Genomic DNA, 16,655 nt, shown 5'->3' on the forward strand with positions numbered 1-16,655 from the left:
TCAGGCTCCAACGGGCTCCGGTCGGCCGTCGCCGGCGACACGCCCGACGCGGTTGGTGTAGGCGTCCGCCACCAGGAGGAGCCACTCGGTGTCCGCGCGCAGGTCCTTGCGGGAGGCGGCTTCCGCCGACGGCGGGGCGACGTCGACGGCGAACCGGCCGGTCTCCAGGCTGCGGAGCGCTGCCTTCACGACGGCTGCTTCGACTGCTGCGGCATCGCGTACCGTTCCAGTGCCGAAGGCGCCCTCGGCCGCTTCCTGCACGTTCCGGGATCGGTACGGCCGGAGGGTGAGGATGCCGTCGCTGATCTCGATGACCCGCCGCTGGAGCAGGAAGTCCGAGTCGGCCGACATGTCCTCGGCGTCTGCGGGCTCCAGGACGATGTGCGGCATCGCGGACGACAGGTCCTGCCACAGGCCGCCGAGAGCTTCGAAGGAACGCGCCTCCCAGCGCCGGCGGCGGGCCTGGCTGATCGGATAGGCCACGGCGGGCAGGGTGAGGCCGAGGCAGATCAGCAGGACGGCGAGCGCCGGCGCGGTCACGCTGAAGGCGCATCGGCCAACGAGTGTCGAGCACTCGGATGTGCTGTCGATGAGGCCCAGGCCCAGGCCCAGGTCGATGAGGCGGGTCGTCTTGTAGGCGATGTAGATCAGAGCGAAGACACAGCCCGCCGCTGCCATCCGGAGGCCGACGCGGACACTGCCGCGGCGGGTCGACTTCGACTGGCGTACGGCCTGCAGCATGAAGTCGACGACCGCGAAGCCGAGGTAGGACACGTACAGGAGCAGATACACGGCGTACACCCGCGGAGACCGGTGGGTCATCTCCTCGTAGGTGAACAGGCTGGCCATGCCGACGACCGCTACGGCAAGCAGGACGAGGCGTACGCGAATGCGCCGGCGGGCCTCCGAGGGGTCCAGGTTGAGCTGGAGGATGACGGCCACGACTGCCGTGGCAGCCGCGAGGGAAGCGGAGTTGCTCAGCAGCCGGGCGACGTTCGGCACGAGCGTCTCGACGGCGTCCTCGACCAGCGGCGAGTAGGAGGCGAAGGCCAGAGCGAAAGCCCCGAGGAGCGCGCCCATGGCCCACGTGCCGGCGGGGCGAGGCGTCCCTCGACCGAGCACCCAGTATCCGGCCGCCGCGGCAAGCAGGAGGGCCATACCAAGGAAGACGTAATTCATCGGCCGAACCGACCTCTCTTGAAGGGCTGGGCGAAGAGCGCGTCCCAGCTGTCCGGTCCCTTCTCGGGCCGGAGGGAAGGGGATTCTCGGTCGCGATAGATGCGCCGGCGAATGACCGACGCCATCATCTCGGCCTGTCGTTCGTAGGTGCCGGAGTAACTCGTACGCCCCGACATGCGCATCACCAGGGTGGGGTTCACTCCAAGGGCCCGAGCCGTCTTCGCGTCGATCTCCAGGCTTCCCGGATGATCGCAGTACACGTGGCACATTTCGTGCGTGAGGATGTGCCGCTGGTGGTGAACAGAGGTGCCTTCCTCGTAGAAGAGGAGGTCGGCCTCCGGGAGTTCCAGCCGTATACCGCAAGGCGCATCGACCGCGCCGAGCGTGGCCAGCGGCTTCAGAATGATCGGCTTTCCACGCCGTTCGGATATCGCCTCACGCAATTCACGCGTGCTGAACCGGTGCGGCAGGTTCAGGAGATCGACCTGCTCCTCACACCAGGCGCGCAGTCGATTCTCGTCATTCTCTGGCAAGGACATGGCAATCCCATCGGCCGTGGCTGTACGCCACCTCGCTGGTCAGCGGCCATGAGGATGCCAAAAGGAAGGCGGAACTCGCACTTCCCGGAAGCCGTAGTTCCGGTTACGGAAAGTGAAACGGTCGGGCGCCATTCCCGGGGCGCGGAACGCCTTCAACCCCACCCAGAGTGGCGCGACACCCATCACCTCGGGCTTACACATCCCACCGTCAATTGCTTGAAATATTGACCACCCGTTATGTCCGACTACTCTGAATGACTGATTCATGATCCGTTTGCCGCGATCGAGGAGACGGCGTGGCGCACGTCACCCGGCGAGGTGACCTATTTTCAGGTCATGGACTCCGGGGGTAAGCGGGTCGAGGGAAGAGAGCCTGACGGCGAGTCCCTGCCTGCGCTGCTGCGATCGTGGCGGAGCCGTACGAATCCCCGAAAGATCCCGGGCCTGGTGACCACGGGCCGGCGGGGCGATGGGCTGACTCAGAGCGATGTCGCCCGCCTGGCGGGAGTGAGCGTCCGCTGGTACGGCGCACTCGAACGTGGCATCGACGCCGACTACTCGACCGACTTCCTCGACCGGGTCTCGGCCGCGCTTCGGTTGAGCCCGGCGGAGCGCCGCGCTCTGTACCTGAAAGCGGTGGGCCGCCCGCCAGCTCTTACGGCGCCACCGGAAGCCGAGGTGGACGAGGCGCTGCTCCAGCAGTTCCTGGACAACCAGACCCCTGCGCCCGCCTTCGCGACGGATCTCGCATGGAACGTGATCGGCTATAACAAGCCGATGCTGGACTGGTTCCCCGGAGTTGTCGACCAGGCCAATCAGATGAGATGGGCGTTCCTCACGCCGGAGGCCCGCGAGCAGCTTGTGGCCTGGGAGCAGGACTGGGCACGCCCCTACCTGGGGCAGATTCGCTACGAGCGCGCCCATCACCCTGAGGACAAGGCGCTGCTACAGCTGGAGCGGGACATCCTCGCGGGATCGGCTGCCGCGCGGGAGCTGTGGGATCGGCGCGAGGTGGTCGAACACTCGCACGGCGCACTGCGCCGGCTCAGGCTCCCGTTCCACCAGGGACGGGAAGTCGCTGTTCGGATCGTCGCCCTACGGCCGACGCGCAGCGAACTTCTCCGTGTGGTCGTGCTGCTGGAGGACCGCGGAGGGGCCGGCAGAGCTTGAGCGACCTGCGGGCCTGGCATGCTCCGCGCTTCCGACCGAGGGTCTCACTCGTCGTCGAGCAGGTCCGACTCCTCCGACTCCGGCATCCCCTCGAGCCGGCGGGCCTGATTGATGACGCTGGTCAGCATGTCCAGACTCGCCGCACTGAGCCCGTTGGCGCGCAGGGCGATCCGCCGCACGTCCTGGTCGCGCATCGCGGCGAGAAGCTGAATCTCAGCACTCTGGCGCTCAGCTTCCCCCTCGTCGAAGAAGTAGCTCGGCTCCACCCCGAAGAAGCCGGCCAGCGCCCGGATGGTGTCCCTCTTCGGGTTCTTGTTGACTCCGGTGCGGAGCTGCTGGATGGCACTCGCGGAGATCTTCAAGCCGGAGGTCTCACGGATGCCCTGTGAGACCTGCTCGTACGTGTACGAGCCGCGCCCCTTCGGGTGCACCGTCCGAAACAGATGGTCGAGCAGCTCCGCGAAGCTCTTGTCAGTCATCCCCTGCCCTTCGTCACGGCCACCATTCTATCCACTCCAGTGGCGATCGCGCCCACTCTTGCCTCGCGCAGCGACATCACAGTTGACGACAGAGTGCCATTGCGATGTACGTTAACCCCGCAGCCACCCAGTCCAGTGTTGAACCCCTGGTCAGAGCGGGTGCAATCAATGAGGTCGAACTGGAGCCAAAAGTCCCATATGGCAGCAGATGGGGGGTGGGGTGAAGTGCTCACACGAGCCGTGACATACGCGGCGCGCGGGCGCACTCGCGCCCATCGAACGGGCGCCGGGACGCCGCACCCGGCGAAGCGCAGCAGCTCCGCCGGGGACCGAGAGCGGCAACTCTCGGACGGGCGTGAAATCAGGAGGCCCCGTGACTCTCTGCAACCAGTACAGAGTTTAAGAACCAAGCCTGGATCTTGACGCGGGTCCGCGCGTATGTTCGTCGTCCCCCGGGCACGCCACCCGGCACATCGGACGTAAGGAGCGCGGCAGATCGACCAGACCGCGTAGGTCCGCATACAGCGACGGCGCCCGGGAGCGGGAACTCCCAGACGCCGAACGCTAAGTGGCATGTCCGCCCCGGCAAGGGCGGCGATTGCCCACCATCACCACGCTGAGTCCTTCCGAGGGGCGCATCAGCGTGGCAACACTGCAACGAGGAGTATCGCATGCCTCCTGCCCTGCGCGAAAGGCCCTTCCGCCTGGCCTGCGCGGCAGCCACCTCCGCCCCGGCGCGTTCACGCGCCGCGACGGAGCCCGCCTCCCCCGCCCCGGCGAGCCGCCGGCGTCGCCCCGTCACCGGGAGCGGCCGATGAGCAGCGAAGCCCGCGAGTGGGTCTGGGAGCACAGCTCCAGCCGGGGGACGGCGCGCCTGGTCCTGCTGTCGATCGCCGACCGCGTGGCCGACGAGCAGTGCGTCTCCTGGGCCTCGCTGTCCAGCCTGGCCAAGCGCACGCGCGCGTCCGTCTCCACGGTGCGCGAGGCCATCGACCGCCTGGTCCACGCCGGTGAGCTGGAGCAGCTCGACGACCTCACCGGCCCGCAGCGCAGCACGGTCTACCGCCTCCCCCTCGCCGCCCAGGCCACAGCACAGACCGCGCAGGACGAGGACGCCGACCAGGCGCCGGCGGGCGAGCACGAGGCCGCCCCCACCCTGCGGGTCTCAGTTCTGCGGCGGTACGGAATCCGGCCGCGTGAGGTACCGGAATCCCCCGCGAGGGACCGGAATCCGGCAGTACCGGAAACCGGCAGGCCCCGGCGGAAACCGGCACCCCGACGTACCGGAAACCGGCACAGCGATGTACCGGAAACCGGCACACAGAACCGTAGTGAACCTGATTTGAACCGTAGGTACAGCAGTGGTGCCGCCGTCATCTCGGCCAGCGAGTGGCAGGTCGACCCCGCCACCCACACCTGGGCCCGCGAGCAGGGACACCTCGACCGGCTCGGCCAGGAGGGCCTGCGGGCGGCCGACGCAAAGTGGCGTGCCCACCGGTCGGCCTTCAAGCCGAGGTCGGCGGACGCCTGGGCCACCGACTGGCGCTCCTGGATCGCCCGGGAGCACGCCCCCAACCGCCCGAACCTCTACGCCGTCCCCGGCGGAGCCTCCGCCGCCACCGGCGGTATGACGCGGGCCGAGGCCCACACCGCCGCTCTCCTCGCCGCCCTCGACGAGCCGACCGGAACGGAGGGCTGACCGTGGACCGCCGCGAAATCGCCGCCCTGCTGGCCTACATCGGCCGGCTCGACCCCCGCACCATCCGCACCGACCCGGGTGAGGCCCGCGACCAGCTCGCCCAGTGGCACGAGCTGCTCGGCGACGTACCGATGGCCACCCCGCATGGCTGGGACGCCCGCGTCGCCGCCCGCCAGCACGTCCGCACCTCGCCGTACCAGATCCTGCCCGCGGACGTAGCCCGTCCCTGGGAGAGCTACCGGCGCGACCGCCTGGCGAGGCACTCCGACCCCACGCCGTCCGTCGACCCGGACGACCAGGCCGCCTGGACCGCCGAGCTTGCCGGCGCCCGCCGCGCCGTCGCCGCCGGCCTCGCGCAGCCCGCACAGGCTCGGGCGATCACCAGCGGGCGTAGCGGGATCGACCCGAAGCTGGAGGCCCGGCTGCGGGAGATCGGCTCCTGCATACCGCCCGCCGCCCGAGCCGCCCTCGCGCCCTACCGGCCCGCCCGGGCCGCACGCGAGGCCGCCGTCGCGCAGGGCCAGCCCGACCCTCTCGGCGTCCGCTGCGGCTGGTGCCTGGCCCAGCCCGGTGAGCCCTGCCGCCGACGCCGGATCGGTCCCGACGACGGGGTACGCGGAACCGCCCCGCGTGCCACCCCGCACCCCGGCCGCCTCGACCTTGCCGCCGCCCAACAGGCCCAGCAGGCCCAGCAGGCCCAGCAGCCGGCCATGGTCTGACCGGCGTCCACGGCTCGTGCACCCCGCTCGATGCACCACCGACCACCACCGTCCCTCCTCGGCTGCGGCGCACACTCCCGCGCCGCAGCCGGCGCCCGACGCCGCGCCCGCCGAGCACCGCCCTGGCCCGCCGACGCGGCAGCACATCGGAGAACCGCCTTGCGCCACATCACCACCCACGACGCTCCGGCCACCGGCCTGCGCGGCATCGCAGACACCAGCTGGCACACCCGCGGAGCCTGCCACGGCATGGACGTCGAGGACGCCGACGCCGTCTTCTTCCCTCTCCCCCGGGACCACGAAGCCATCGCCGAGGCGAAGGAGCTGTGCGGCTGGTGCCCGGTGCGCAGCGACTGCCTCAACTACGCACTGGAGAACGTCCTCAAGGAGGGCATCTGGGGCGGGCTCACCGAGGCCGAGCGCCGCCCGTGGCACGACGGGCTGCCTCAGCGCCTCGACTACCGGCGCGTGATCGCGTTCTTCCAGGGCCGCGACGTCCACCTGACCGAGGCCGAGCGCCAGGTCGTCGTCGACCACGCCTATGTCCGGGGCTGGCGGCCCGACCGGCTCGCCGCCGGTCTGCAGATCAGCCACAAGCACGCCCGTGACCTGCTGCGGCAGGCGGCCAACAAGGTGCTCGACCGCGACCGCCGCCAGGGTGTGCCACGGCCCAAGAAGAAGCGGCAGAAGACCGCTCCAGCATCGGGCCGCCCCGTGACCACCAAGCCCGGCACCCGACAGCCGGTGTCCCGCCAGGCGGCGTCGACCGCGACGCCCGCCTCTTTCGGAAAGGCCGCATGACCCACCCCGTCCTGTCCCTGGGTGCCGCTCCGGACCTCCCTCTCCTCCTCGTCGCCGGCGTCCCCGCTGCCTTCGCCCTGGTGCTGGTCGCCTGGACGATCCGGCGCCGGGGAGCCCGCCCGCAGAAGCGCGTCGGCGGTCCGGCGGTCAAGGTCGCCGCCGTCGCCGCCCTCGGCTGCACCGCCTACAGCGCCGACACCTCGTGGCGCTTCGCGGCCGACTACCTCGACATGGCCGGCACCGCCGAGCGTGCCGGGATGTTCGCCGCCGCCGAACTGGCGCTCTTCGCGACCGCGCTGATGGCGCGGCAGAACCTGGCCACGCAGGGCGCCCCCGGCCTGCCCGGCACCCTGGTCTGGGTGATCACCGGAGTACAGGTGATCCCCGCCTACGCCGAAAGCGGTCCCGTCGGCGGCACCGTCCGGGCCTTCGTCGGCCCGGTCATGGCAGCCATGCTGTGGCACCTCGCCATGGGAATCGAGCTGCGTCTCCACACCCCTGGCGCCGCCTCCCACGGGCTGCTCGCCGTCCTGGGGCGAGAGGTGCGCGAACGGCTGCTGTCCCGCCTCGGCATCGCCACCCGCGACCGCGACGCCGCGCAGATCACCCGCGACCGGGCCACCGCCCGCGCGGTCGACCTGGCCGCCCGCCTCGCCGAGCGCGCCCCCGAGCGGCGGGAAAGCTGGCGAGGCCGGCGGCTCGCCCGACGGCTGTCGAAGGCGGTCGCCAGGGCCTCGGTCGGCACCGACCCCCTCCAGCGCGCGCAGCTCCTCGATCAGCTCGCCGCCCGCCGGCACGCGCTCGCCCTCGCCACGGTCCCGCTCCCCTCTCCCTGGTCCCCGGGGCTTACCACCACCGCGGCTGCCACGGTCCCCGCGCAGCAGACGCCGGAAGCACCGGTCCCCGTGGCCGGTCCCCACGGTCCCGGCGAGTCGGAGGACGGGGACCGGGGACCGGGCGTCCCGAGGGGACCGGGGACCGAGAACTGGGACGTCAGCGCACCACCAGCGGCGGGGACCGAGGGCGATGGCATGGGGACCAAGACCCCAGACGTGAACGCCGTCCCGGGGACCGTCCCCGTCGAACCGGACCCCGGCGAGGGGACCGCCGACGGCGCGGGGACCGGCGGTCCTACTGCCGAAGTGCCTGCTCAGACGGGTGATTCGCATCGGGGACCGAGGGGCGCCGAGTCGGGGACCGAGCCCACCGGGGACCGGGGACCGACCGACACCGACACGGGGACCGAGCCCACCGGGGACCGGGGACACAAGGTCCCCCTCCGGCGGAAGACGAGCTCGAAGACCAGAGCCAAGGGCAAGGGACAGCGCGGCAGTCGCCCCCGCACCCCGCAGGCGCAGCGCCCGTCGCGCGAGTCGGAGCAGTCGGTGGACCAGCTCGTCCAGCAGGTCCTCCCTCACGTCCCCGCCCTGCTCGAACGGGACGGCAACCCGGCCATCACCCGAGTCCAGCTTCGGGAGATCCTCCGCCGCGAGGGACTGAAGGGTGGCCGGAACGACCGGCTGAGCCTCGTCCTGCAGGAGCTGCGGAGCATCGACAACACGACGACAAGGAGCAATTCCGGATGAGGACCTGCCACTACTTCACCACCATCCGTACGCAGTACGAGCGGGAGATCGGCTTCATGCTCGCCCACGCCAAGCGGTACGAGGGCAGTCCGGCGGCGAAGTCCAGCGCGAAGCAGGCCGCGTCGGCGAAGCAGCGGATGGCCCGGGCCCTCAGCGGCCATGTCGGGCGCTGCCCCGAGTGCGGCTGAGCCTGCAAAGCCCCAGCTCAACGCCCCTATCCCCCATGGGTGGCCCGGCCTCGCGCCGGGCCACCGCCCCGCTTACGGAGGTACGCCATGATTCCGCCTTCTCCTCGGTCATCCGAGCCTACGGTCACCGAGGCCAGCGCCTGGGCGGACGTCCTGGTCCGCCGGCGGCTCGTACACGCCGCTGTTCTCGCGCCCACCGGCCAGTGGCTCGTCCAGGGCCATCCCGACGGCCCAGTCCGCGTCCTTGCGGGACCGGCCGACATCCTCGAACTGGCCGCCGCCATCCAGCACCGCATCCGTTCCGCGAGGCCCGAATCCCGATGACCTACCCCACCCAGAACGGCACCACCCCGGAACTTTCTCGCGACCACAACTCGGTCTCGGGGCGAGCAAGTTGGGGCGGAAGTACTACTTCCGCCAAGCCCGCCCTTGAAGGGGCGGGAGAGGACCTGCACCGGGGGGCGCAGGTCCGGGGGGCTTCGACCGAGGGCGGATCGAAGCCGGAGGAGGAACGCACGCCGAATCGTCGACCTCGTGAGCGTCCCGCCCGTCAGCGTCCGCGTCAGCCGCCCGAGAAGAAGCGCCGCCACCTGCGCACGACCCGCTTCAACGATGCCGAGTGCGCCCTGATCGTTTCCGCCGCCGCCCAGTGCAACCTGACCGTCGGCGGCTTCCTCGCCCGTGCCGCGCTCGCCGCAGCCCGGGATCTCGACCGAACGAACGCCGAGATCGCCACCGAACGCGATGTCCTGACCGCCCTGTTCGACAGTCGGCGCAAGCTCGGCTGGGCCGGCAGCAACCTCAATCAGATGACCAAGGGCCTCAACGCCGGTGCCGATGCCACCATCCCTCAGCTGGAGGCGAGCCTCGCGGCCGTACGGCGGGCCGCCGACGCGGTGCACGCCGCCGCGACCGCCGTCCTCGAACAGCGGCAGGCATCATGATCCCGAGCGTCAACGACCCGGGCGACCGGACCATCGGCCTGCTCGCCTACCTCTACGGCCCCGGCAAGCACGAGGAGCACACGGACCCGCATCTCGTCGCCTCCTTCGACGGCATGTCCCCCGACCCCGGCCGCGACCCGAACGCCACCCTCAAGGACCTCCAGCAGCTCCTGGACCAGCCCGTGATGGCCCTTCCCAAGCACGCCCGCCCGGCCAAGCACGTGTGGCACACCTCCGTCCGCACCGCCCCCGGCGACCGGACGCTGTCGGACGAGGAATGGGCCGACATCGCCCGCCGGATCGTCGCCGCCACCGGCATCGACCCCGGCAACGGGCAGCCCGGCTGCCGCTGGGCCGCCGTACGGCACGCGGACGACCACATCCACATCGTCGCCACGCTCGTCCGCGAGGACGGCCTACGCCCCGACGACTTCCGCTCGGGCGCCCGCGCCCAGGCCGAAGCCCGGCTCATCGAGAAGGAACTCGGGCTCCACGAGGTCGCCCCCGGCGACGGCACGGCCGCTCAGCGGCCCACCAGCGCCGAGCGCCACAAGGCCGAGCGCCAGGGCCGCGAGCGCACCGCCCGCGAAGAACTGCGCGAGACCGTACGCCGCGCGGTGGCCGGCGTGAGGAGCGAGGAGGAGTTCTTCGACCGGCTCGCCGGCGCCGGCCTCCTGATCCGCAAGCGCACCGCACCCTCCGGGGACCTCCTCGGATACAAGGTCGCCTTGCCCGACGACCGGAACCGGGACGGCGAGCCGGTGTTCTACCCCGGCGCGCGCCTTGCCCCCGACCTCTCGTTGCCCCGCATTCGGGAGCGCTGGTCCGGCGACGCCCAGGACGCCCCCGCTCCCCGACCGGAGGACGCGGCTCCTTCGGGACCGAGCACTCCAGCCGCTGCCCGCCGCAGGACGGCATCGGCCGCGTGGCAGGCCATGCTCGTCATCGAGCACGGCGACGACGCGGTCGCCGCCGCCCACATCGCCGCGGCCGGCGAGATCCTCGACGCCCTCGCGAAGACATCCGCCGCCCACACCCGTCGCGAACTTCGCGACGCCGCCACGGCCTTCGAGCGGGCCTCCCGCTCCCATGTCCGCGCCGTGCGCGGACACGACCGCGCCCTGCGCCAGGCCGCCCGCGACCTCGTCCACGGCGGCCCGGCCCTCGGCCGCGGTGAGGACGGTGCGAGCACGGCGATGGCGATCGACACGCTGTTTTTCCTGATCACCGCCGCCGCGCACTGGCACGCGAAGAAGGGCCACGCGCAGCAGGCCGCCGCCGCGGCGCGGGCCGCCGAGCACCTGCGCTCCGCCTACCAGGAGGCCGCCGCCAACCCCCTTGGCGTGCTCTACCAGCGCGGCCGGCGCCTGAACCGGCCTCTCCTCCAGCGCCAGACCGTGGTGCTGCGCGAGGCGCTGCCCGGACTGGCCGAGCAGATCCTCGCCGAGCCCGGCTGGTACGCCCTGGCGGCCACCATCGCGGACGCCGAAGCCGCCGGCCACGACCCCGCCGCCCTCCTGTCCGAGGCGGTCGAGCGCCGCGAACTCGACACCGCGGAGTCGGTCAGCGACGTGCTGGTGTGGCGGATGCGGCGGATGGCCGACCTGCCCGCCGACGCCTCCGAACTGCCCGCGTACGGCACGACAGGCGGCTCGTCCCCGACGCGCAGGGCGGCAGCCCGGACCTCTGCGCCTGGCCGACGGCGCGGCGGGGAGGGCACCGCCGGAAAGACCCGGTGAGCCCTCCGGCCAGTGCGTGTGCGTGTCGGCACGCGCTCGGGAACAGGGACACCGCCGCCGTCCTGGCCTCTCGATGGTCACTGTGGGCTTTGTGAATTGAAGCTCCCAGAGGTGTGGGGCACGATCATGACGCGAGCAGGACGAGGCACAGGAGGACGTCAGGATGTTTCACCGGATACGCCGCCGGGCGGCGGAGCCCAGCGAGGCGCAGCGCCGATTCATCGAGATGTCGGCGCGGCTGCAGGACCAGGTCCCGCCGGGCATCGGGGAGCCGTCGGCCGAGCCCGAGCGCGGTGAGCCCGTCGCCGTGGTGGACGACTTCCTTCCGCCGGAGCTGCGGGTGCCCAGCCACGATCAGCTCGACGGCCGCATGATGCCCTGGGGGCAGCCGATCGTCCTCGACGGCGAGATGGTCGCCTGCACCGAGTGCGGCGCGTACCGGGACTGGCTCGTCCTCTCCACCCGCGACGAGATCTGGCTGCGCTGCCAGGCCGGCCACCAGCAGCAGGAGACCCGCCTCGACACCGCCTGGTACAACCGGAGCGCCGGGCCGGCGGACGCGACGCACGCCACGTTCGAGGACTGCCTGCGCCACCTCGGCCACTGACCCCCACCCCTACAACCCCACCGGGCCCGCGGGCCCGCACTGACCATCCGTCTCCAAGCACCAAGGGGTCAGTACCGTCATGCGCGTTCGCGTCGCCATCACCGCCCTCGGCATCACCGCCGCCCTCCTCGCCGTACCCGCCTGCACCAGCGGCGCCCTCGGCACGAAGCCCAACACCGCCTCCTCCCCCGCCGGGAAGCCGGCCCGCTCCGACCGGAACGCCGCCCCGCTGTCTTCGGACATCCTGAAGACGCGCCTGCTCGACGAGAGCGATCTCGGCAGTGGCTACGCGCGCGAGCCGGAACGCCCCAGCCAGCACGACGACGTCACCGTCATCGGCTGCCCGGCTCTGAACGAGCTGGGCGGCGAAGCGGCCACCGGCGGCACGCTCGCCTTCCCCCGCAAGGCGAAGGTCACCTTCACCTACGGCGACAGCGCCTCCGAGATCTCCGAGGAGCTGTACAGCGACAGCGCGAACAAGCTGTCCGACGGCATCGGCCGGATCTTCGACGCCATGACCGGCTGCCCGAGCTATCAGGTCGTCGGGGGCGGGACCCCGATCGACATCGCCTCGCAGAAGCTGACCGCACCCCACGGGCCCGGCGACGAGCGGTGGAGCCAGCTCCTGACGTTCTCCGCGGGAGGGCGGAGCACCGTGGTGAAGCAGACCGCGATCCGCGACGGCAGTCTGCTGCTGATCGTCTCCGGCTCGCCGGGCCTGGTCGACCGCCACCTCGACAAGGCCCTCACCAAGGCCACTGCGACGAGCTGACCGGTCCCGATACGCGGATGCCCCCGACCCACGCCCCTTGGGGCGGGTCGGGGGCATCCGCACGTCCACCGACCGTCAGCGCGTGCCGCGTAGGCCGGCACCAACATGCCGCCTCGGCCTCGACGGTGCGGGGCAGCATCGTGAGCAGGTGGGTTCCGGCCCGAACAGCAAGGAGCCCGGCGCTCCCATAGGGAGGCCGGGCTGTATGCGTCGGGCAAGAGGGGCCGCCAGGCGTTAGATGGCCGGCGCGCGAAGGAGCCGCTCGTGAGTGGCCTCGGGCAGGACCCGTCGCAGGACCGGTGCGGTCGAACTGAGGGATGCGGCGAAGGCGGCGACAAGGTCGTGCGGAACGCTGCTGCCGAACGACGCCACCCACAGGCACGGTGCGCCGAGCGCGGGCTCGGCCCATGCCTGCCACCCTGCCGGTCCCGCCTCGTCGGCGCTGGTGGTCAGCGCGCGCGGGTCGCCGTCCTGAATGAGGGGCGGTACCTCACCGAGACTGATGTGCGAGGTGAAGGTCGGGTCCGTCGCTGCCGCCTCGGGCTGGTCGATGTCGCGGAGCCAGCCGTGTGCGGCGACCGCGTCGAGGACCGCCTCCGGGCCGGTGAACGGCACGACGGGCTGGTCCCGGGCGTCGAGCGCGACGAGGAAGTCGGCCACGGCCTCGCCGGGTACATCGGGGGTGAAGTAGGCCGACCACCCGGCGAGCGGACTGCTCGTGCCCGGACGGGCGGAGATCTGCCAGGCGATCGGCAGCTCCCCCAGGTAGAACGGCTCGTCGGGCAGGCACCATTGGGCCCACCGGAGGGTGTCGGGGCTGATGTGCAGGACGGTGCTGCGCAGGACCTGACGGTCCCCGTCCGGCTCGTCGCGACCGCGGACGATCGTCAGGCTCGACCAGCCCAGGCCGGAGAGCGTGTCGGCGACGGTGTCATAGAGGCGCTTGTCGTCACCGGCCAGGTGCCGGGGGCCGACCCAGAACGCGGGCTGTCCGCCGGGGGGCGTGGACGGGACGAGCGGAAAGTCGGGGTACAGGGGCGCCTCCAAGGGCTCGATGCGGTTCTACTTGCCGCCGGCAATGCGGCGGGGGCGGCGTGGGGGTGCCTGGACGGGTTCCTGCCAGGTCAGAGCGATGGCGACCTCCGGGGGCAGGTGACCGAGCTGGGTGTTCTCGTCCCGTCCCTCGGCCAGGTAGACGACGGTCTGGCCGGTCTGATCGACGGACTGCACGACCTTCGCCAGCCGGTGGGCCGCCGGGAAGAACGGGTTCATGGCCTGGCGGACCGGAGCATCACGGTCGCAGCGGGACAGCAGGTCGGCGAGGTCGCCGACGGTCATCTCCGGGGGCGTCACGAAGTACCTCCTGGGTGAGGAAAAGCGATGAGCGGTGGAACCGACCGGCGGTCCGCCGGCCGCCTCGGAGCGAGGGGCTCCGTGGGATGCATGCGTTGTCACACGCGGCGTGAGGTCTCCAGCACGCGCGCTACGGTGACGGCCACGATCTCGGCCGGCGTCTCGGTGTCGAACGACAAGGAGTAGCCGGGCACCTTGGCCGTACCGGTGACGGCGATCTTCCATCCCTCCCCGCTGGTACCGGGGCGGCCGAGCGGGAACCAGCCAAGGTAGAACCGGCCGTCCTTCGAGCTGACGTGCACGTCCGCGCGGTCGTCCACGATGAGGTGGAAGTCCTCCGCGGAGAACAGGTCCATGACGAGCGCGGGCTGGCCGGGACCGAGTTGCCACTCACGAAGCCGAAGTGCTTTCACGTTCGTGGAGAATCCAGGGCTCACGGGAGCCACGGTCACGGGCTATCACCTCTTTGACCTGGGGTTTCTTGCGAGGTCGTCTACGTTGACATGCCCCTGCCCGCGTTGGCCAGTCTTTCCGCGGTCTTTCCTGTCTGCCCCCGGCGAACTGCGCCAACGGTTTCAGATGTAGAGGCTGGGGCTTGTCGGCGGTGCGGGTTCTGCGCTGCGACCTGCGGCCACCGCTTGGTCCTCTGCCTTCACATACGGGTGATCACCGTGGCCGTGCCTGTTCTCGGACCAACCTCGACCAGCAACACCACGATCTACAACCGGAGTCCTAGTAGCCTCATCTGGTGACGATTTTCGACTGGTGCCGACACTGCGGCAAGCACAGGCCAATGACCGAGGAGCACCTTCCGCCAAGAGTCGCGGGCAACCAGTCACCCGTCACCGTGTACAACGAGGAAGACGGAGCGCTGACGGTCCTTCGCAGCTTCGAGGCAGGCCACACAATTCCGTCGCTCTGCGAGGAGGACAACAACAGGGCCAGCCATCGGGGTCTAACGGAGGCGTACGCGCTCTGGCGCGATGACACCATCGGCCACCTCCGGGCGGCTGCTGCGGCGTTCCACCATGTCAGTGGTCAGCCACACAACGACCTGTTCTCCATCGCCGCCAAAAATGGCGGTGCCTTCATGTTGCCGATGGAGCACGGGACGCAGCTGGGATCAGAGCACATCGCGAACCTCAATCCCGGCAAGTTCGTTCGCCAGGTGCTCGGCATGATGCTGGCCGTGCAGGACACGCGCTACCTGCTGGACAAACAGCCACAGCTGGCCGCCGCATACCACTCCGACAAGCCGGCTTCGATCGAACCGTTCGCGCTGCACCTGGCGCTCATCAATTCCGGCGGCCTGTACTACTTCCAAAACAGCGTGCTGTCCGTATCGGTGAGTCTCACCGGTAAGGGTGCGAGCAGCTCCGAGTTCTGGGCCATCGCGTTCCCACCGTTTCTCATTCTCCTGACCAGTGGGCCTAAGGCACCCATCGAAGCCACTCGTATCGACCACTGGCTCGAATACCCGGTGAGCCGCGCGTTCAGCAAGCGTGATCGGAAAGTGCGCTATCCGATCGCCGACCGGCGCGAACTGCTTGTGGCCAAGCTCTACCAAGACCAGCAGAGGCTCGAAGAGATGGGCGGTTAAGACTCCCACCCCATACGCCCTGACCCCGCTGATCTTCAGCGGGATCAGGGCGTGATCTTTTCGCCCGTCACCCAGCACTCGCGTGCAGCCGCGCACCGGATCCGCTGGGTCCACCTGGCGCCAGCCTGTGGGGGCGCCGAGATCGTCGGTGCAGGAGATGCGCAGGCAGCTGGAAGGGGGTCCTGGCAGCGTGGAGGGCTCGTTCGCCGGTGCTGCCGCCAGATGCGCTGCTCACCTGTTTCGCGCCGAAGCCCCTGTCGGCCCTCGACGAGGTCCACCCTCGGTTTTCCGTACGGCGCGCAGGCGTCGTACAGCGGGCTCTCCTGCTCATTCATTCCGGCGCTCGGACGCGCTGAGGGCTACGGGGAGCCGTGAGGTTCGGCGGGCTCTGTTCCACGGAGGACGTACGGTGCCTGCGCAGGCGACGGAGCCATCCAGCGTTTCTCCCCTGGTAGCGGACGAGGGTGTCCGGCCGCAGCGCCCGTACCCATAGGGGAGCCCCAATCACGATTCGGTGGGCGTCGGCGAGGTCGAACCATCCGTCGAAGTTCCAGCGGGCATCGTCCAGAACAACGTCGGCGTAGATCTCGGCGCACCAGTGGGCTTGGCGGTCGTGGCCGAGGGTGTATCCGCGGGTCCAGGGGCGTCCCTCATGTTCCTGGTGCGGGCGCTGGCCCTGCTGCACGGCGATCTTGAGGGCTTCCACGGCGCGGGATTGGTCGTCGTCCCACTGCCAGGTGTTCTCTGTACCTCGGGTGCGGAGCAGCTCCTCGATCGCCGGGGCTGCGGATGAGACCCAGCCCTCGTCGAGCGCGTCGGCGGGGCGAAAGCCTTCGACGTGTTCCATGCTTCCGAAGAGAACGACGTCTACCCTCCGTCCTTCTCGGCAGCGGGTCCGGATGTGGCAGAGCACGGCCTTGTTCGTGGCGTACGTGCCGACGAACTCGGCGAACTCCACATGTCCGATGCCCTGGACGTAAGAAAGTGGAGGGGGACCGTCGAAGGAGGTGGCGGCAAGAGGACCGAGCTTGCGCAGGAGCCGTTGTGCCGTCCGCAGCCGGCTCTGGGCGCGGTTGCCTTCCCCGATCTGGTACTGCGTCATGGGCAGGTTGATGGTGAAGTTCCATCGCCAGCCACGTTCCAGGGACAGGCCGACTTCCTCGGCGACGGCACGCACTCGGCGGTCGGACCAGTACAAGTACCGCCCGACGGTATCTCTTCGTGCCACGGGTTCCCCTTCGCTTCCCGCACCTGTCCTCCGCTTCACTGGACTCTAGGCG

18 protein-coding genes are annotated in these 16,655 nt (G+C 70.5%); 11 read left to right on the plus strand and 7 right to left on the minus strand.

All coding sequences use genetic code 11. The features are described from left to right. Together ABZ135_RS14940 and ABZ135_RS14945 are read right to left on the minus strand one after the other, a co-directional pair. Positions 1–1,179: an MAB_1171c family putative transporter gene (locus ABZ135_RS14940; RefSeq protein ID WP_356695589.1), complete on the minus strand. Its 1,179-nt coding sequence runs from the start codon at positions 1,177–1,179 to the stop codon at positions 1–3. Then, entirely contained in the window at positions 1,176–1,718 is a 543-nt protein-coding gene (locus ABZ135_RS14945) for a regulator component (protein ID WP_356695591.1), read from the minus strand. The genes ABZ135_RS14940 and ABZ135_RS14945 overlap by 4 nt, the downstream gene beginning before the upstream one ends. Before the next feature lie 336 nt (positions 1,719–2,054). Between ABZ135_RS14945 and ABZ135_RS14950 the strand changes: the two genes are divergently transcribed. Then, entirely contained in the window at positions 2,055–2,888 is an 834-nt protein-coding gene (locus ABZ135_RS14950) for a helix-turn-helix domain-containing protein (protein WP_356695673.1), read from the plus strand. A 44-nt stretch (positions 2,889–2,932) separates the two neighbouring features. On the opposite strand, the gene ABZ135_RS14955 is transcribed toward ABZ135_RS14950, so the two are convergent. Then, positions 2,933–3,367 carry a Secondary metabolite protein gene (locus ABZ135_RS14955; protein WP_356695593.1) on the minus strand — a complete coding sequence of 145 codons (435 nt, stop codon included), beginning with the start codon at positions 3,365–3,367 and terminating at the stop codon, positions 2,933–2,935. Between the two features lie 814 nt (positions 3,368–4,181). On the opposite strand from ABZ135_RS14955, the gene ABZ135_RS14960 reads away from it, so the two are divergent. From ABZ135_RS14960 to ABZ135_RS15000, 9 genes are all read left to right on the plus strand, one after another. After that, entirely contained in the window at positions 4,182–5,066 is an 885-nt protein-coding gene (locus ABZ135_RS14960) for a helix-turn-helix domain-containing protein (RefSeq protein ID WP_356695595.1), read from the plus strand. Positions 5,067–5,068: 2 nt separating this feature from the next. Beyond that, on the plus strand, positions 5,069–5,785 hold the full coding sequence (locus ABZ135_RS14965) for a hypothetical protein (RefSeq protein ID WP_356695597.1): 717 nt from the start codon (positions 5,069–5,071) through the stop codon (positions 5,783–5,785). 159 nt (positions 5,786–5,944) lie between these two features. Then, complete coding sequence (locus ABZ135_RS14970; protein WP_356695599.1) at positions 5,945–6,586, plus strand: WhiB family transcriptional regulator; 642 nt, start codon at positions 5,945–5,947, stop codon at positions 6,584–6,586. After that, entirely contained in the window at positions 6,583–8,172 is a 1,590-nt protein-coding gene (locus tag ABZ135_RS14975) for a hypothetical protein (protein WP_356695601.1), read from the plus strand. Before ABZ135_RS14970 ends, ABZ135_RS14975 begins: the two co-directional genes overlap by 4 nt. Continuing rightward, positions 8,169–8,360, plus strand: a complete 192-nt coding sequence (locus tag ABZ135_RS14980; protein ID WP_356695603.1) for a hypothetical protein — start codon at positions 8,169–8,171, stop codon at positions 8,358–8,360. The genes ABZ135_RS14975 and ABZ135_RS14980 overlap by 4 nt, the downstream gene beginning before the upstream one ends. 320 nt (positions 8,361–8,680) lie before the next feature. Further along, a complete protein-coding gene (locus ABZ135_RS14985) occupies positions 8,681–9,304 on the plus strand; it encodes a hypothetical protein (protein WP_356695605.1) in 624 nt (207 codons plus the stop codon). After that, entirely contained in the window at positions 9,301–11,043 is a 1,743-nt protein-coding gene (locus tag ABZ135_RS14990) for a relaxase/mobilization nuclease domain-containing protein (protein ID WP_356695607.1), read from the plus strand. The genes ABZ135_RS14985 and ABZ135_RS14990 overlap by 4 nt, the downstream gene beginning before the upstream one ends. A 163-nt stretch (positions 11,044–11,206) precedes the next feature. After that, positions 11,207–11,650, plus strand: coding sequence for a hypothetical protein (locus tag ABZ135_RS14995; protein WP_356695609.1), 444 nt, complete (start codon positions 11,207–11,209; stop codon positions 11,648–11,650). 79 nt (positions 11,651–11,729) lie between these two features. Then, positions 11,730–12,422 (plus strand): hypothetical protein, encoded by a 693-nt coding sequence (locus ABZ135_RS15000; RefSeq protein ID WP_356695611.1) that lies wholly within the window; start codon positions 11,730–11,732, stop codon positions 12,420–12,422. Between the two features lie 234 nt (positions 12,423–12,656). On the opposite strand, the gene ABZ135_RS15005 is transcribed toward ABZ135_RS15000, so the two are convergent. From ABZ135_RS15005 to ABZ135_RS15015, 3 genes are all read right to left on the minus strand, one after another. Then, positions 12,657–13,469 (minus strand): DUF317 domain-containing protein, encoded by an 813-nt coding sequence (locus ABZ135_RS15005; protein WP_356695613.1) that lies wholly within the window; start codon positions 13,467–13,469, stop codon positions 12,657–12,659. A gap of 15 nt (positions 13,470–13,484) precedes the next feature. Continuing rightward, positions 13,485–13,775 (minus strand): hypothetical protein, encoded by a 291-nt coding sequence (locus tag ABZ135_RS15010; protein ID WP_356695615.1) that lies wholly within the window; start codon positions 13,773–13,775, stop codon positions 13,485–13,487. A gap of 98 nt (positions 13,776–13,873) precedes the next feature. Further along, entirely contained in the window at positions 13,874–14,227 is a 354-nt protein-coding gene (locus ABZ135_RS15015; RefSeq protein ID WP_356695617.1) for a DUF317 domain-containing protein, read from the minus strand. Between the two features lie 296 nt (positions 14,228–14,523). Here ABZ135_RS15015 and ABZ135_RS15020 point away from each other — a divergent pair, with 296 nt between their 5' ends. Next, positions 14,524–15,375 (plus strand): hypothetical protein, encoded by an 852-nt coding sequence (locus ABZ135_RS15020; protein WP_356695619.1) that lies wholly within the window; start codon positions 14,524–14,526, stop codon positions 15,373–15,375. A gap of 331 nt (positions 15,376–15,706) precedes the next feature. On the opposite strand, the gene ABZ135_RS15025 is transcribed toward ABZ135_RS15020, so the two are convergent. Next, positions 15,707–16,573, minus strand: coding sequence for a hypothetical protein (locus ABZ135_RS15025; RefSeq protein WP_356695621.1), 867 nt, complete (start codon positions 16,571–16,573; stop codon positions 15,707–15,709). Between the last annotated feature and the right edge of the window lie 82 nt (positions 16,574–16,655).

Source organism: Streptomyces sp. NPDC006339 (genome assembly GCF_040612775.1).
In the GTDB taxonomy this organism is placed as follows: Bacteria; Actinomycetota; Actinomycetes; order Streptomycetales; family Streptomycetaceae; genus Streptomyces.